Source organism: Mesosutterella porci, assembly GCF_022134585.1.
GTDB lineage: Bacteria > Pseudomonadota > Gammaproteobacteria > Burkholderiales > Burkholderiaceae_F > Mesosutterella > Mesosutterella porci.
Window position 1 is genome coordinate 1 of the sequence record NZ_JAKNCT010000010.1, and the last position, 14,345, is coordinate 14,345.

13 protein-coding genes are annotated in these 14,345 nt (G+C 64.9%); 10 read left to right on the forward strand and 3 right to left on the reverse strand.

The annotated features are described in order from the left end of the window. Positions 1-680 precede the first annotated feature (680 nt). The 8 genes from MAF45_RS08490 (at position 681) to MAF45_RS08525 (ending at position 8,623) form a co-directional block, all read left to right on the forward strand. Complete coding sequence (locus MAF45_RS08490) at positions 681-1,484, forward strand: nucleotide-binding protein (protein WP_237979212.1); 804 nt, start codon at positions 681-683, stop codon at positions 1,482-1,484. A 17-nt stretch (positions 1,485-1,501) separates the two neighbouring features. Next, a complete protein-coding gene (locus MAF45_RS08495) occupies positions 1,502-2,830 on the forward strand; it encodes a nitrogenase component 1 (RefSeq protein WP_237979213.1) in 1,329 nt (442 codons plus the stop codon). Continuing rightward, positions 2,827-4,035, forward strand: coding sequence for a nitrogenase component 1 (locus MAF45_RS08500; RefSeq protein ID WP_237979214.1), 1,209 nt, complete (start codon positions 2,827-2,829; stop codon positions 4,033-4,035). The genes MAF45_RS08495 and MAF45_RS08500 overlap by 4 nt, the downstream gene beginning before the upstream one ends. Positions 4,036-4,056: 21 nt before the next feature. After that, positions 4,057-5,166 (forward strand): ABC transporter substrate-binding protein, encoded by a 1,110-nt coding sequence (locus MAF45_RS08505; RefSeq protein ID WP_237979215.1) that lies wholly within the window; start codon positions 4,057-4,059, stop codon positions 5,164-5,166. Between the two features lie 18 nt (positions 5,167-5,184). Continuing rightward, positions 5,185-6,189, forward strand: coding sequence for a FecCD family ABC transporter permease (locus tag MAF45_RS08510; RefSeq protein WP_237979216.1), 1,005 nt, complete (start codon positions 5,185-5,187; stop codon positions 6,187-6,189). A gap of 19 nt (positions 6,190-6,208) precedes the next feature. Further along, positions 6,209-6,994: an ABC transporter ATP-binding protein gene (locus MAF45_RS08515; protein ID WP_237979217.1), complete on the forward strand. Its 786-nt coding sequence runs from the start codon at positions 6,209-6,211 to the stop codon at positions 6,992-6,994. A 90-nt stretch (positions 6,995-7,084) separates the two neighbouring features. Beyond that, positions 7,085-7,351 (forward strand): DksA/TraR family C4-type zinc finger protein, encoded by a 267-nt coding sequence (locus tag MAF45_RS08520; RefSeq protein ID WP_237979218.1) that lies wholly within the window; start codon positions 7,085-7,087, stop codon positions 7,349-7,351. A gap of 90 nt (positions 7,352-7,441) precedes the next feature. Continuing rightward, positions 7,442-8,623 carry a sugar transporter gene (locus MAF45_RS08525; RefSeq protein ID WP_237979219.1) on the forward strand — a complete coding sequence of 394 codons (1,182 nt, stop codon included), beginning with the start codon at positions 7,442-7,444 and terminating at the stop codon, positions 8,621-8,623. On the opposite strand, the gene MAF45_RS08530 is transcribed toward MAF45_RS08525, so the two are convergent. Continuing rightward, positions 8,592-8,783: a hypothetical protein gene (locus tag MAF45_RS08530; RefSeq protein WP_237979220.1), complete on the reverse strand. Its 192-nt coding sequence runs from the start codon at positions 8,781-8,783 to the stop codon at positions 8,592-8,594. The genes MAF45_RS08525 and MAF45_RS08530 overlap by 32 nt on opposite strands. Before the next feature lie 100 nt (positions 8,784-8,883). After that, the gene (locus MAF45_RS08535) at positions 8,884-10,179 is read right to left on the reverse strand and encodes an NRAMP family divalent metal transporter (RefSeq protein ID WP_237979221.1); all 1,296 of its coding nucleotides are present in this window, start codon (positions 10,177-10,179) and stop codon (positions 8,884-8,886) included. Between the two features lie 148 nt (positions 10,180-10,327). Here MAF45_RS08535 and MAF45_RS08540 point away from each other — a divergent pair, with 148 nt between their 5' ends. Further along, positions 10,328-11,014: an alpha/beta hydrolase-fold protein gene (locus MAF45_RS08540; RefSeq protein ID WP_237979222.1), complete on the forward strand. Its 687-nt coding sequence runs from the start codon at positions 10,328-10,330 to the stop codon at positions 11,012-11,014. On the opposite strand, the gene MAF45_RS08545 is transcribed toward MAF45_RS08540, so the two are convergent. Further along, positions 11,011-11,697 (reverse strand): cyclase family protein, encoded by a 687-nt coding sequence (locus MAF45_RS08545; protein WP_237979223.1) that lies wholly within the window; start codon positions 11,695-11,697, stop codon positions 11,011-11,013. The two genes, MAF45_RS08540 and MAF45_RS08545, sit on opposite strands and share 4 nt — an antisense overlap. A gap of 114 nt (positions 11,698-11,811) precedes the next feature. Between MAF45_RS08545 and MAF45_RS08550 the strand changes: the two genes are divergently transcribed. Next, positions 11,812-14,313, forward strand: coding sequence for an excinuclease ABC subunit UvrA (locus MAF45_RS08550; protein ID WP_237979224.1), 2,502 nt, complete (start codon positions 11,812-11,814; stop codon positions 14,311-14,313). The last annotated feature ends 32 nt before the right edge of the window (positions 14,314-14,345 follow it).

The following is a 14,345-nucleotide window of genomic DNA, read 5'->3' on the forward strand; positions in this document are numbered from 1 at the left end:
TCAATTCTATATAGTTATAATTATACTGTGTTTTCTCCGAAAAATAAACCCTCTTTCGAGGGATTAATTGACTGAAATCAAAAATATTTTTGCTCTTAACTAGTTATAAATTTTGCGGAATTTACGCATAAACCACCCGTGCTTTTCAGGCATTCCAATTCAATTTCAATTCAACTGCATTCAATTTAACTAAATTGAATTTTATGTAAATTTTAATTGAACTTATCAATTAAATTATGCACAAATGTTCAAATAATTGAGTTAAATTGAGTTGAAAATATAAAATACGGGGAACTTTTTATAATATGTTGAATATTATATTGAATTGTCGATTGCCCGAAAGAACCGAACGCTCATCGCTGCCAAGTGAATTGAACTGAATGAATTGAATTGAACAGAACTGCAGAGAAGAAAAAAGATGAAACGGCCCCCGCCGTGGTCCGCGGGGCGGATAGGTTCGTCCTGCGGGCATTCCAGACTGAGCCGGCCTCAGGCCGGGCCGGAAGGGGAATAAATATCACTTACGGGTTAATAGTTAACCCTCATTATGCGAAATTTCATATAACCATTTGCGGTTAAAATCCCTAACCCTCGAGGGGTCGGCCGGACAGGCGGGAGCGCCGCCCGAGTCCGACCTTCGCATTGAATTTCGAACGGAAAACGTAAGTTTTTTCTCTGTCATGTACAGAATCGCACTCTACGGCAAGGGCGGGATAGGCAAGTCCACCACAGTGAGCAATCTTTCGGCGGCGTTTGCGAAAAAGGGCCTCTCGGTCCTTCAGATCGGCTGCGACCCGAAAGCGGACAGCACCATTTACCACAACGGCGGACAAAGGATTGAAAGCGTGCTCGAAGCGCTTCGCCGCCGGCCGAACGGGCGCGTCTCCTTCGAAGACATCGTGCACCGGGCCCCCAACGGCGTCTGGTGCGTCGAGGCGGGCGGGCCCTCGCCCGGAACGGGCTGCGCGGGCCGCGGCATCGTGGCCGCCTTTGAAGCGCTCACCGCGGCGCACGCCTTCGAGCGCATCAGGCCGGAGGTCGTGCTCTACGATGTGCTGGGCGATGTGGTCTGCGGGGGCTTTGCGATGCCGATCCGGAAGGGCTATGCGGACAACGTCTTCATCGTCACCTCCGGCGAGAACATGGCGATCTACGCCGCGGGCTGCATTGCACAGGCCGTAGAGAATTTCAAAAACCGCGGTTACGCGCGGCTTGCGGGCATCATCCTCAACCGCCGCCTCGTCGAGGACGAGGACCGGAAGGTGGACGAGCTCGCGCAGACCGTGGGCTCGCGCGTGATCTACCGGCTGCCCCGATCGGGCGACGTGCAGGAGGCCGAGCGGCTCCGCGCGACCGTGGTCGACGCCCTGCCGGACTCGCCAATGGCAAAAGAGTTCGAGAGGCTTTCCGAGGCCGTGCTCGCCGCCTCCTCCAGGGCGCGCGACGAGCTGTTCGTCCCGATCCGCGCGGGCGACTTCATTTAAGGGGAGAGAGCACTCCGATGGCATTGATCATGCGTCCCGCGAGGCCCGATCCGGGCCTTCCGATCGGGCAGGCCTCGTTTCCCGCCCCTTTTCCTCCGACGCTCGAGTACAGCGCCCCGGCCCGGGGTCCCTGGACCATCATGCACCTGGGGCTTCTCGTGCCCGAGACGCACATCGTCTTCGTGTGCGCCGAGGCCTGTCTGAGGGGCGTGGTTCTGAGCGCGGCCGAGGTCCGGGCGCTCGACCGGTTCTCCACGATCACGATCGAGGACAGCAACCTCCTCGAGGGCAACACCGAGGACGTTCTGATCGAGGGCGTGGGCGACATCCTGCGCAAGATCCCCTACAGGCCCCGGGCCGTGATCGTCTACACGAGCTGTGTGCACGAGTTCATCGGCACCGACCTCACTTTCACATTCGAGCGGCTGCGGGCTCTGCATCCTGGAATCGACTTCACCGACGGCTACATGACGCCGATCCTGCGCAAAAGGATTTCACCCGACGCCTGCAACCGGCGCCAGATCTACACGCTGCTGCGGCGGGTCGAATCCCGCGACGAGGGCGTCACGGTCTACGGCGACGTAGTGCCGCCCACGGCCGACTCCGACCTCGCGCGGATCGTGCGCGCTTCGGGCCGCCCCTTCCGGACGATCACGGCCGCGCGCACCTACGGCGAGTACCAGGAGCTTGCGCTTTCGGGCCGCGCGATCGCGGTGAACCCGGTCGCGGGCCCCGCGCTCGAATGGGCGAAGGACAAGCTCGGGCAGGCTCCGCGGATGTTCTCCTGCGGCTTCGGGCTTGAGGAAAACCGCCGGATGCTCGGCTCCTTCGCGCGAGAGCTTGGCGCCGCATTCGATGCGGGCCCGGCCGAGGAGCGGCTCTCGCGGGCGCTGCGGCTCGCGCGTGGGGCGATCCAGGACGCCCCGGTCGCGGTCGACTACACAGCCACCACCCGGCCGCTCTCGCTCGCCCGGTTCCTGCTCGAGTCGGGCTTCAACGTGACGGACCTTTACAGCGACGCCTTCCAGGCGGCGGAAAAGGACGACTTCGAGTGGCTTCGGGCGAACCGGCCCGGCCTGCGGGTGCACCCGACCGTACACCCAGGGATGGTCTTTGCCGCGCGCCGCACGGCTCCGGAGCGCCCCGTGCTCGCGATCGGCCAGAAGGCCGCCTTCTTCACCGGCACCGGCCGCTTCGTGAACGTGATCGAAGGCGGCGGGATGGATGGGATGTCGGGCATGGCCCGGATGCTGGAACTTATGGCGGAGGCCTTCCAAAAACCCCGCAGCGCCCGGGACTTGATTCAGGTGAAGGCCCTCGGCTGCACAAGGAACGGTTGCTTATGAAACAGGCCAACGCTTTTCTGCCGGTCTACGCGGCCGACAACTCCTCCATGTGCTCGGCGCTTTACGAGCTCGGGGGGCTGCTCGTCATGCACGATGCCTCGGGCTGCAACTCCACCTACAGCACGCACGACGAGCCGCGCTGGTACGACACGCCCTCGATGGTCTACATCTCGGGGCTCACCGAAGTCGATGCGGTGCTCGGCAACGAGCAGCGGCTGATCGGGGATGTCGCCGCGGCCGCCCGCGACTACCGCCCGAAATTCATCGCGCTCGCGGGCACCCCGATCCCGATGATGTGCGGCTGCGACTACGAGGGCATCGCCCGCGAGATCGAGCAGCGCACCGGGATCCCTTCCTTCGGGATCGACACGAACGGGACGAAGGACTACGTGGAGGGCGCGGGCAAGGCCTTTTGGCACCTCGCCGACCGCTTCTGCCTTAAGGGACCGGGGGGCGGGTCCGGGACCAGGCCCCGGGTGAACATCCTGGGGTTGACGCCGCTTGACTTCGAATACAGACACACTGCGGGCGACATGCGCGAAGAGCTCGAGCAAGAGGGGTTTGAAGTGCTCTCAGCCTGGGCGATGGGCTCGAGCCTCGAAGAGATCGAGCGCTCGGGCGGGGCCGACGCGAACCTCGTCGTCTCGGGCTGCGGACTGCCCGCCGCGAGGCTCCTGCAGAGGCGCTTCGGGACGCCCTTTGTCGTGGGCGCGCCCGTCGGCCGCTTCATGACGGAGCTCGTCTGCAGGAAGCTGCGCGCTGCGGCCTCAGGCGGCGGGAGCGCGAACCTCGCCTGCGGGGTGCGGGACAACATCGGGGAGGACGAGGCGCCCTCCTATGTGGTGGGCGAGCCCGTGGTGAGCGCCGCAATCCGCGCGAGCCTCGTGCGCGATCACGGGCTTAAGAACGTGCGCGTGCTCACGTCGCTCACCTGCGACCCGGCCCTGCTCGGGCCAGGGGATGCCGCGGGCTGCTCGGAGGACGACTATCTGAGGCAACTCCCGCACGCAGCCCTCATCGTGGCCGACCCCGTCTACCGGATGGCCTCGAGGGGCGGGTCGCCGCGCTTTATCGACCTGCCGCACCAGGCCTTTTCGGGCCGCATCTGGCTTGACGCGATTCCGCGCATCACGGCCGCCCGCTTCGACCAGTGGTTCGATGCGGCGGAGGGCCGGGAGCCGCTGCTGCCCGGGCCGATCCCCTGATTTTTGTTAAGGAAAAAGGCAATGAACCTTCCATTTCTGCTGAAAGCCCTTGCCGCGGCCGCCGCGGCTCTTACAGCTCTCTCAGCCTCGGCCCGCGTCGTGGTCGATCACCTGGACCGGCGCGTGGAGGTGCCGGACCGCGTGAACCGCGTGGTGATCACCAACATCTTCCCCTTCGCCTCCGTCACCGCCGTGTACCTGGGCGGGGCGGACAAGATCGTGGGCATGAGCCGGGTCTCGATGGTGGCTGCCGAAAACGGGCTGCTGGGCCAGATCTACCCCAAGATCAAAAAAGTTCCGACGAACTTCATGAACGGCAATTCCGTGAACGTGGAGTCGCTCATGAAGCTCAAGCCCGACGTTGTGTTCGTGAACGCCGGCGACAGACAGTCGCTGAAGATACTCGACAACGCCGGGATCCCGGCGCTTGCAGTGAGCGTGAACCGCTGGAACTACAACGTGCTGGACACCTACGAGGCCTGGCTGAAGCTGCTGGACGAGGTTTTCCCCGGACATGCCAAAACCGAGAAGGCGGCGCGCATCAGCCGCTCGGTCGCCGCGATGGTCTCAAAGCGCGTCGCCTCGATCCCGAAGCAGCAGCGCCGCAGGCTTCTCTTTCTCTTCCAGTATGACGGGCGCAAGATCGTGACGAGCGGCCGGCGCTTCTTCGGCCAGTACTGGGCGGACGCGGTCGGGGCCCAGAACGTCGCCTCAGACGTCAAGGCCGAAAACGCGAACGCGCAGGTTAACATGGAGCAGGTCTACCGCTGGAACCCGGACACGGTCCTCATCACGAATTTTACGAATACGGTCCCCGCGGACCTCTACGGGGGCAAATTCCACGACTGGTCGAAGGTGAAGGCCGTGCAGGAGAAGCGGGTCTACAAAATGCCGCTTGGGCTCTACCGCAGCTACACGCCATCGGCCGACACGCCGATGACGCTGCTCTGGCTCGCGAAGACCGTCTACCCCGAGCATTTCCGTGACGTGAACCTCAACGCCGAAGTGAAGAAGTACTACCGCGAGCTCTTCGGGATCAGGCTCACCGACCGTCAGGTCGAGTCGATTTTCAGGCCGAAGAGCAACGTGGCTGAGGGCCGCATCACATCGCCCGCCGCGCGCGGCCGCTGATAGAAGGGAAACGGGGCCGTGAACAGGCAGAACTTGATCATGGGGACGGCGGCGGTCCTCCTTGCGCTGGTGTTTCTCGCGGCGCTGGGGTGCGGGCGCTACGGGTTGTCGATCCCCGAGGTGGCGAGGACGCTCGCCTCGCCGCTTACCGGCGACCCTTCGGTCAGCGGCGTCATGAAGTCGGTGGTGTTTCATGTGCGGCTGCCGCGGGTGCTGCTCGCGGTGGCGGCCGGGGCGGGCCTTGCCGTGGCGGGGGCGGCCTTCCAGGCGCTTTTTTCCAACCCGCTTGCGACTCCTGACACGCTCGGGGTGGCGAGCGGCTCGGCCTTCGGGGCGGTGCTCGGCATCCTTCTCGGGCTCGGGGGCGTTGCGATCCAGGTGATCTCGTTTTTCTCGGGGCTTGCCGCCGTGGCCGTGGTCTGGGCCGTGAGCCGCGTGCGCGGTAGGAGCTCGATCCTGATGCTGATCCTCTCGGGCCTCATCGTGGGGGCGCTCTTTTCCGCGCTCATCTCGCTCGTGAAGTACCTGGCCGACCCCCAGGACGTGCTGCCCTCGATCACCTACTGGATCATGGGGACGTTCACCGGCGCGAACATGGAAACGCTGCTGCTCGGGCTGCCCTTCATCGCTGGGGGCTGCGCGCTGCTGTGGCTGCTTCGCTGGAGGCTCAACGCGCTCTCGCTCCCCGACGACGAGGTCCGCTCGCTCGGCATTCCGGTGGGGAGGCTGCGGGCGCTTGTCGTCGTGAGCGGCACGATGATCACGGCGGCAATCGTGAGCATGTGCGGCCTTATCGGCTGGGTGGGGCTTCTCATTCCGCACTTCGCGAGGCTGCTGCTTGGCAACAGCAACGAACGGGTGGTGCCCGCGTCGCTGCTTTTTGGTGCGCTTTTCGTGCTTGCCGCCGACACGGCCGCGAGGTCGGCCGCCGAAATCGAGTTCCCGGTGTCCATTCTCACTGCGCTTATCGGCGCCCCGGTCTTTATTGCGCTGCTGCGCCGCACGGGCAGCTCGCTCGGCTGACGAAAGGGAGGGGCCCGGCATGATTCTTGAGGTGAGGAACGGTTCTTTTTCGTACCCCGGGGGGCGGAAGGTTCTCGACTCGATCAGCTTTTCATTCGACTGCCGCGGCATCATGAGCGTGCTTGGGCGAAACGGCGCGGGAAAGACCACGATGCTGCGCTGTATGCTCGGGCTGCAGCGCTGGAGCTCGGGCGGCACTTACATCGATGGGGTCGAGGCTTCGAGTCTTCCCCCGCGGCGCTTCTGGTCGAGGATCGGCTACGTGCCGCAGGCCCGCTCACTGCCATTCGTGTACACGGTAGGGGAGCTGGCGCTGCTCGGGCGCAGCGCGAGGATCGGGGACTTCTCCCGCCCGGGGCCGCGCGACTGCGAGATCGCCCGCAAGGCGCTCGAGGCGGTGGGCATTGCGCATCTTGCCGACAAGCTCTGCAGCCGGATTTCGGGTGGCGAGTACCAGCTCGCGCTCGTCGCCCGGGCGCTGGCCGCGCACCCTGAGGTGCTGGTGCTCGACGAACCCGAGAGCAACCTCGACTTCAAGAACCAGCTGCGGGTGCTGCGGGTGCTGCAGCGGCTCTCCGAGGAGCGCGGGATTGGCTCCATCATCAATACGCACTTCCCCTCGCACGCACTCGAGGTGAGTTCGCAGTCGCTTCTGATGCTGCCGGGGCGGCCCCCGCTTTTCGGGCCCGCCCCCGAGGTGCTCACCGAGCGCAATCTCTCCGAGAGCTTCGGCGTGCGCGTGCGGATCATCCCGCTTGATCTTCCCGAGCGCCCGAAGTACGCCTGCGTGGTGCCGGTTGCCTGAAAGAAGCGGGGACGGCGCCTCGCCCGGCGGAAAATGGACTATAGTCCCACTGTCTCAGGTCTATTGTTTTCCTTTGTGCGGGAGGCTGTCATGGCGGTGGGCTGGGCTCAGGACGGCGCTGTGCAGGATCAGATTGAGGATTCGCTCAACGACGAGATCGCCCGGGCAAGGAAAAACCTTCACCGGGGCGAGAGCCTGCGCTTCTGCGAGGAGTGCGGCGAGGAGATCCCGGAGGCGCGCCGCCGGGCGCTGCCCGGAGTGCGGCTGTGCGTGCGCTGCCAGGAGAAGGTCGATCGGCTTCAGCACCCGGCACGTCTCTACAACCGCCGCGGCAGCAAGGACAGCCAGCTGCGCTAGCTCGCTTTGAGAGGGGCCTCTGCGCCTCGCGTTTTTGTTTGAAGCCGCGCTTTCCTTCACCGGAGGTGCCCGGCTTTTCGGTTTTTTCCTATGGACACTGTCAATCAGGGCAGGACAGGCCTGCGCGCGTGGCTGCCGCTGGCCGCGATGGCCTGCTCGGTCTTTGCCTTTAACTCCTCGGAGTTCATGCCGATCGGGCTGCTCTCCGACATCGCCTCCGACTTCGGCATCGCCACCTCGAAGGCGGGGCTGCTGATCACGTTCTACGCCTGGGTGGTGTGCGTGATGTCGGTGCCGCTCATGGTGCTTTGCTCGCGCATGGAGTACCGGAAGCTCCTTGCCGCCACCGTGGCGCTTTTTGCCGTGAGCCACGTTCTGTCGGCACTTTCCACGGGCTACTGGATGCTGATGGCGAGCCGCGTGGGCGTGGCCTGCGCGCACTCGGTCTTCTGGGCGATCGCACCGCCCGTCGCGGTGAAGGTCGCCCCCGAGGGCCGCCGGGCCACGGCGCTCTCGGTCATCGCCGCGAGCACCTCGGTCGCGCTCATCGCGGGGCTGCCGCTTGGGCGCACGATCGGGCTCGTGCTCGGGTGGCGCTGCACGTTCGGCGCAGTCGCGGTGGTTGCCTTCCTGATTCTCGCTTTCATCCTGCGGGAGTTCCCGCGCGTGCCTAACACAAGCTACGTGGCGCCCGAGAAGATCCCGGGCATCCTCAGGAAGCCGGTGCTCGTTGCCATTTTCGCGGTGACGGCCCTCACGGTGACCGCGCAGTTCTGCGGCTACAGCTACATCGAGCCCTTCCTCACGAGGACTGGGCATCTTTCGGAGTCGGCCGTCACCTGGGTGCTGATGCTCTACGGGGCGGCGGGCATCGCCTCGAGCGTGCTTTATTCGCGGCTTTACGACGCGAACCGCATGGCCTTCAGGCGCTTTGCGATCCTGGGAATCGCCTCCTCGCTCCTGCTCCTTTACCCCGCCTCGCACTGGGCGGCCGCGGTGGTGGCGCTGTGCGCTTTCTGGGGCATAGCGGTGATGGTCTTCAACCTCGTCTTCCAGTCGCTCATCATCGAGGAGGCGCCGCCCGCCGCGGTCACGATCGCGATGGCGGCCTACTCCGGGATCTACAACCTGGGGATCGGCTCGGGGGCCTTCATCGGAGGCCGGGTCGAGCAGGCCTCCTCAGTCGCCTGGGTGGGACTCTGCGGGGGGCTGGTCGCGCTGATCGCGGCCCTGGTCTTTTTCAGGAAGCTCGCCCCGAGGCTTCACAGCTGAGAGGATCCCCGCGCGGGATGGGCGGCCGTACGGCCTGGACCGCCTCGAGCGCCTCGGCCTCCCCGTCCCGCAGCTGGAGTCTTTCGTGGTTCCTGCAGGCTTCGCAGGGGACCGCCGCGCCGCCGGGCCGCCCTTGCCGGTCGATGGGCCTCGCTTTCATTTTTTGCTTCAGGGCTCCTGTGCATAAAAAAGAGAGGGAGCTTTCGCTCCCTCTCGGGGCTTTAAGGGCGGCCCGCGCCAGGGGCCGCCTTAAGGCTGCTTCAGCGAAGCAGCCCGCTGAACCAGGCGAGGAAGACCCCGAGGAAACCGAAGAGGAAGATGAGCCCGGCCCATCCCCAGACCTTCAGCACCTGGCCGTAGCGCCACTCCTTCGGCAGGAAGTTGCCCGTCATCAGGTGGAAGTTCACCGCGGCGAGGATCGGGGTCGTGCAGAAGGCGCAGATCATGGCGAACTTGAGCAGTGCGATCATCTCGTTTTTAAAGAAGAAGATGAGGGCAAGGCCCGCGATGAACTCGAAGGCGATCCAAAAGTTCATGCCGGGGCGGTAGTCTCCGTCGGGCCTGCCCTTGAGGTACAGCTGTGCCACGGCGCACACGCGCGCGTAACCGTCCATCACAGTCACGGTTGAACCCCAGATGCAGGCAAACGCCATGAGGCTCATGAAGGGGATGGACCAGCGCCCGATCGAGGCGGCGTAGAGGTCGATCAGCTGGCTGGTGAAGCCGCCTCCCTGCATGATGGGCTTTTGGTAGGCGCCGAACATCACGAGAGCGCCCAGCACGCAGAACACCGCGGCGAGCAGCGCCGTCACGATGAATCCCGTGTTGAAGTCAAAGAATGCGCCGGCCTTCGAGACCGGCATCAAGGATTTCTGACGGCGGATCCAGGACGACTGGATGAGCGTGATGTCAAGCGGGCAGGGCATCCAACCGGTGAGCATCACGAGAAAGCCCAGGCCTGCGAGATTCCAGGGTGAAACCGCGGGACGCGAGGAGGCGGCCGCGAGGTAGGAGACGCCGTCGGCGTTCATCGAGCAGAGCAGGACCGCCACGGCAAGCACCGTCACGAAGGAAAGCAGCGCCACAAGGAACTTCGAGACTTCGGAGAGGAGCTTGAAGCGCCCGATCATGATCACCGCGGCGCAGCTTACCATCACGAGGATGGAGCACACCGGCATCGGGATCACCGGGAACATGTAGTGCAGGATCCCGGCCGAGAAGACGCAGCAGGCCGCCGTGCTCGTGAAGCCCCCGTAGGCCATCAGCGCCCACACGAGCCAGACCCAGCCGCGGCCGAGCTTCGCATAGCCCGCGAGTAGCTCGTCGCCTGTTGCCATGGTCCAGGTGGGGCCGGCGCGGAAAAACGGGTACTTCATGAAGTTGATGAGAAGGATGAAGCCCACGAGCGCGAAGCCGAAGAGGGCTCCGGCCTGCGTGGAGGAGACGAGGTGCGAGCCGCCGATGGCGGCCGAGGCCGCCATGATGCCGGGGCCGAGCGTCCTCACGAGTTCTCTGAAGGAGATGGGATTGATGTTTTCCAGGTGTTGTTGAGGCATTTTTTAGTCTTTTGTCTTTTTTATGAGGGGGATTGTCAAATTCTATGTATTTTTAGAAAATGTTTCAAAATGAAACAGCCTGTGCTTTAAAGGAGCGCCGGCGGGGGCCGGCCCCCCTGGCCTTCGCGGCTGGCAGGGAGGGGAAAAAATGCAGGTGAGTCTTCGCTCGGGCGGCGTCTCGGTGAGGCTTTGGGCCGACGGGCCCCAGGAAGCGCCCGCGCTCGTCATCGTGAATGAATACGAGGACGACGATGGCGACCTTTTCGAGGCCTGCCGGAAGGCGGGCTGCCGGGGCTTTGTGCTTGCCGTCCTCACGGATCTTGATTGGAACAGGGACCTGTCGCCCTGGCCCGAGGAGCTTCCGGACTTTGGGGGCGGCTTTGGCGGAGGAGCCGGGAATTATCTTGTGCGGTTGCAGGACGAGGTCCTGCCCTCTCTGGAGGCGGCGCTTTCCCGTCCCGTCTCGGGGCGGATCCTCGCCGGCTACTCGATGGCCGGTCTTTTTGCGCTTTGGGCGGCCACGTGCGGCGCTCCTTTCAGCCGCTTCGTCTCGTGCTCAGGGTCGCTCTGGTACCCGGGCTTTGCGGAGCGCTTCGCCTCGGCTGCGCCCGATCCCGCGCCCGAGGCGGTCTACCTGTCGCTGGGGCTTCGCGAGCCCCGGGCGCGCAGTCCCCTCATGGCGCGCGTGGGCGCGGCGACGGAAGCGGTTTACGAGAGCCTGAGGCGCCGCGGGATCCGCTCGACTTTCGAGTGGAACCCGGGCGGGCACTTCACCGATCCCTGCGGGCGGCTCGCCCGGGGGATCGCCTGGGCGCTGGAGCCTCCCTCCCCTTAGGGCGTCCAGCCGATGACGCGGGCGGGGGCCCCGTCCGAGCCCTCGAATTTAAGCGGCAGCGCCGCGCAGGAAAGAAACCCCGCGGGTGCTGCGGAAAGGCCGCAGAGGTTTTCGATCACCAGCGTCCGGCCGCTCCCGAGCATGATCCGGTGGAGGGAAAGCGCAGCGTCCTCGGCCGGGTCGATCCCGGGCGTATCGAAGCCGAGCGCCTTCTTGCCTTTTTCCGCCGCCCACCGGGCGGCCCCGGCGGAGAGCACCGGGTAGGCTTCGAAGTAGCGCCTTTCGCCCCAGAATTTTTCCCAGCCCGTGCGGAAGAAGAGGAATTCAGCCTGAGGCGCGAGGGGATCCTCCTCCAGAAAGGAAGCGGGAATTTCGGAGCCGGGCGGAAACCCCGTGCAGTCGAGCACGGCGAGACTGCCTGTGAACTGCGAGGCAGGATAATCCTCGAGGGTCTTCCCGCTCGGAAAAATGTGCGCCGGGGCGTCGATGTGGGTGCCGGTGTGCGAGGTGAGAAGGAGCTGTGTCTCGCGGTACCCCTCCCCGCCGATTCCCGCGATTTCTTTAAGTCGTAGCCGCGGCGTCCCAGGGAAAAGAGGCATGCCCGGGCTGATCGTCCGTGTGAAGTCAAGGACCGTCATGGCGTTGTCAGCGGCCTCCTGCAGAAGAAAACGGAAAAAGGCCATTTATCCACAGTGTAATATAGTAATACAGGCGGGAAAACCCGCTCCCCGCATTCGGTTCCGCGGCCGGATGCAAGGGGAAGGAGGGCGGAAAAAAGGACGATCGAGGGAGGTGCCATGGAGCGGTCTGGCGCGAGGGGAGAGCCTGCGGCGATAGAAGTGAGGGGGGCGAAAGTCCACAACCTGAAGGACGTTGATGTCGACGTGCCGCTGCACGGCATCACGGCGATCGCCGGGGTCTCGGGCTCGGGGAAATCATCGCTTGCGCTCGGGGTGCTCTACGCCGAGGGCTCGAGGCGCTACCTCGAGGCGCTTTCCACCTACACCCGAAGGCGCCTGTCGCAGGCGCAGGCCGCCGAGGTCGACGAGGTGCGCTACGTGCCCGCGGCGCTCGCTCTGCGGCAGCGGCCCGGGATCGCCGGCGTGAGAAGCACCTTCGGCACCGCCACCGAGCTGCTCAACATCCTGCGGCTCATGTTCTCGAGGCTCGCGAGCCACCGCTGCCCGAACGGGCACTACGTGCCGCCCTCGATCAGCATCGCGCTCGGCAGGGAGCTCGTCTGCCCGGTCTGCGGCGCGCATTTCCACGGTCCCTCGGCCGAGGAGCTCGCCTTCAACAGCGCCGGGGCCTGCAGGACGTGCGCAGGAACCGGCATCGTGCGCACGGTCGACGAGTCGACGCTTGTGCCCGACGAGAGCCTGTCAATCGACCAGGGCGCGGTGCTGCCCTGGCAGACCCTGATGTGGTCCCTCATGAAGGACATTGCCCGTGCAATGGGGGTGCGGACCGACGTGCCGTTTCGCGAGCTCACCGCGCGCGAGCGCGACATCGTCTTCAACGGTCCGGCGGTGAAGAAGAACATCGTCTACCAGAACAAGACCACGGGGGCCGCGGGCGACATGAACTTCACCTACTTCAATGCGAAGTACACGGTGGAAAACGCCCTGTCGCGCGTGAAGGACGAAAAGGGGATGAAGCGGGTCGAGCGGTTCCTGAAGGAATCGGTCTGCCCGGACTGCGGCGGCACGAGGTTGTCGGAAGCCGCCCGGGCGCCCCGCATCCAGGGGATTTCGCTCGATAAAGCCTGCGCGATGCCGCTCGAGGAACTCGCGGGCTGGGTCGAAAGCGTCCCCGAAGACCTGCCGCCCGAAATGCGTCCGATGGCGGAAAGGATCTGCGCCTCGTTCCGGGACGCCGCGGGGCGACTCCTCAATCTCGGGCTCGGGTACCTCGCGCTCGAGCGCGAGGCTTCGACCCTCTCCAACGGCGAGCGGCAGCGCATGGCGCTCGCCCGTGCGGTGAGAAACAGAACGACGGGGGTCCTCTATGTGCTGGACGAGCCTTCGATCGGCCTTCATCCCGCCAATCTCGAGGGGCTTGCGGGCGTGATGGATGACCTCGTCGCCGACGGCAACTCCGTCGTCCTTGTGGACCATGACCTGCAGGTGCTGAAGAGGGCGGACTGGCTGATCGAGATGGGGCCCGGCGCGGGGAAAAACGGGGGCGAGGTGATAGCCAGCGGAAAGCCCGCAGAGCTCGCGGCGAACCCTCGCTCCGTGATCGGCCCCTTTCTCTCGAGCCGCGAGTCGGTGCGGGTGCACCACCCGGTCCCCAGGGATGAGATCTTTTCGCTTGGACGCATCCGGCTCGAGACCGGGCCGATCCACACGGTGCGGCCCCTCAAAGTCGACTTTCCGAAGGGGAGGCTCACGGCGGTGACGGGCGTCTCAGGCTCGGGCAAGACCACAATGGTGCTGGAGAGCCTCGTGCCGGGTCTGCTGGCCGCGGCCGCGGACCGGCCTCTTCCCGGTCACGTGCGCTCGGTTGACCTCTGCGGGATCCGGCAGGTGAAGCTGATCGATGCGAGCCCGATCGGAGTGAACGTGCGCTCGACGGTGGCCACCTACGCCGGGGTTCACGACGAGCTGAGGCGCCTTTTCGCGGGCACGCCCGAGGCGAAGAAGCGGGGGCTTCGGGCCGGGGCCTTCTCTTACAACACCGGAAGCCTGCGCTGCCGGAGCTGCGACGGCACGGGCATGGTGAGCCTGGACGTGCAGTTCCTGCCCGATGTGGAAATCGCCTGTCCCGAGTGCCGGGGCACCCGCTACGCGCCAGAAGCCGGAGAGATTTTCTGGGCGAATCAAAGCGGGCAGTCTTTTTCGATGCCGCAGCTCATGGCGATGAGCGTGGACGAGGCGAGCGAGGCTCTTGCGGAGGTGCCGCTTGTCGTGCGGCGCCTGCAGACCCTGCACGACCTGGGACTCGGGTATCTCAGGCTGGGAGAGCAGACCCCGGGACTCTCGGGCGGCGAAGCTCAGCGGCTCAAGCTCGCGGGCGAGACGGGACGCGCCCAGGACGGCTCGCTGTTTGTCTTCGACGAGCCTACGATCGGGCTGCACCCGAAGGACGTTCGGGTGCTGCTCGAGGTCTTCGAGCGGCTGATCTCCAGGGGCGCGACCCTTGTCGTGATCGAGCACGACCTCGACCTCATCGCGAACGCCGACTACATTATCGACATGGGGCCGGGCGGCGGGGACAAGGGCGGGCGGATCGTCGCAGCGGGCACGGCCGAAGACCTGCGGCGCTGCCCGGAAAGCGCCACCGGACGGTATCTTTGAGCGGGCGCGGGACCCGCCCGGCCCTTGAGATA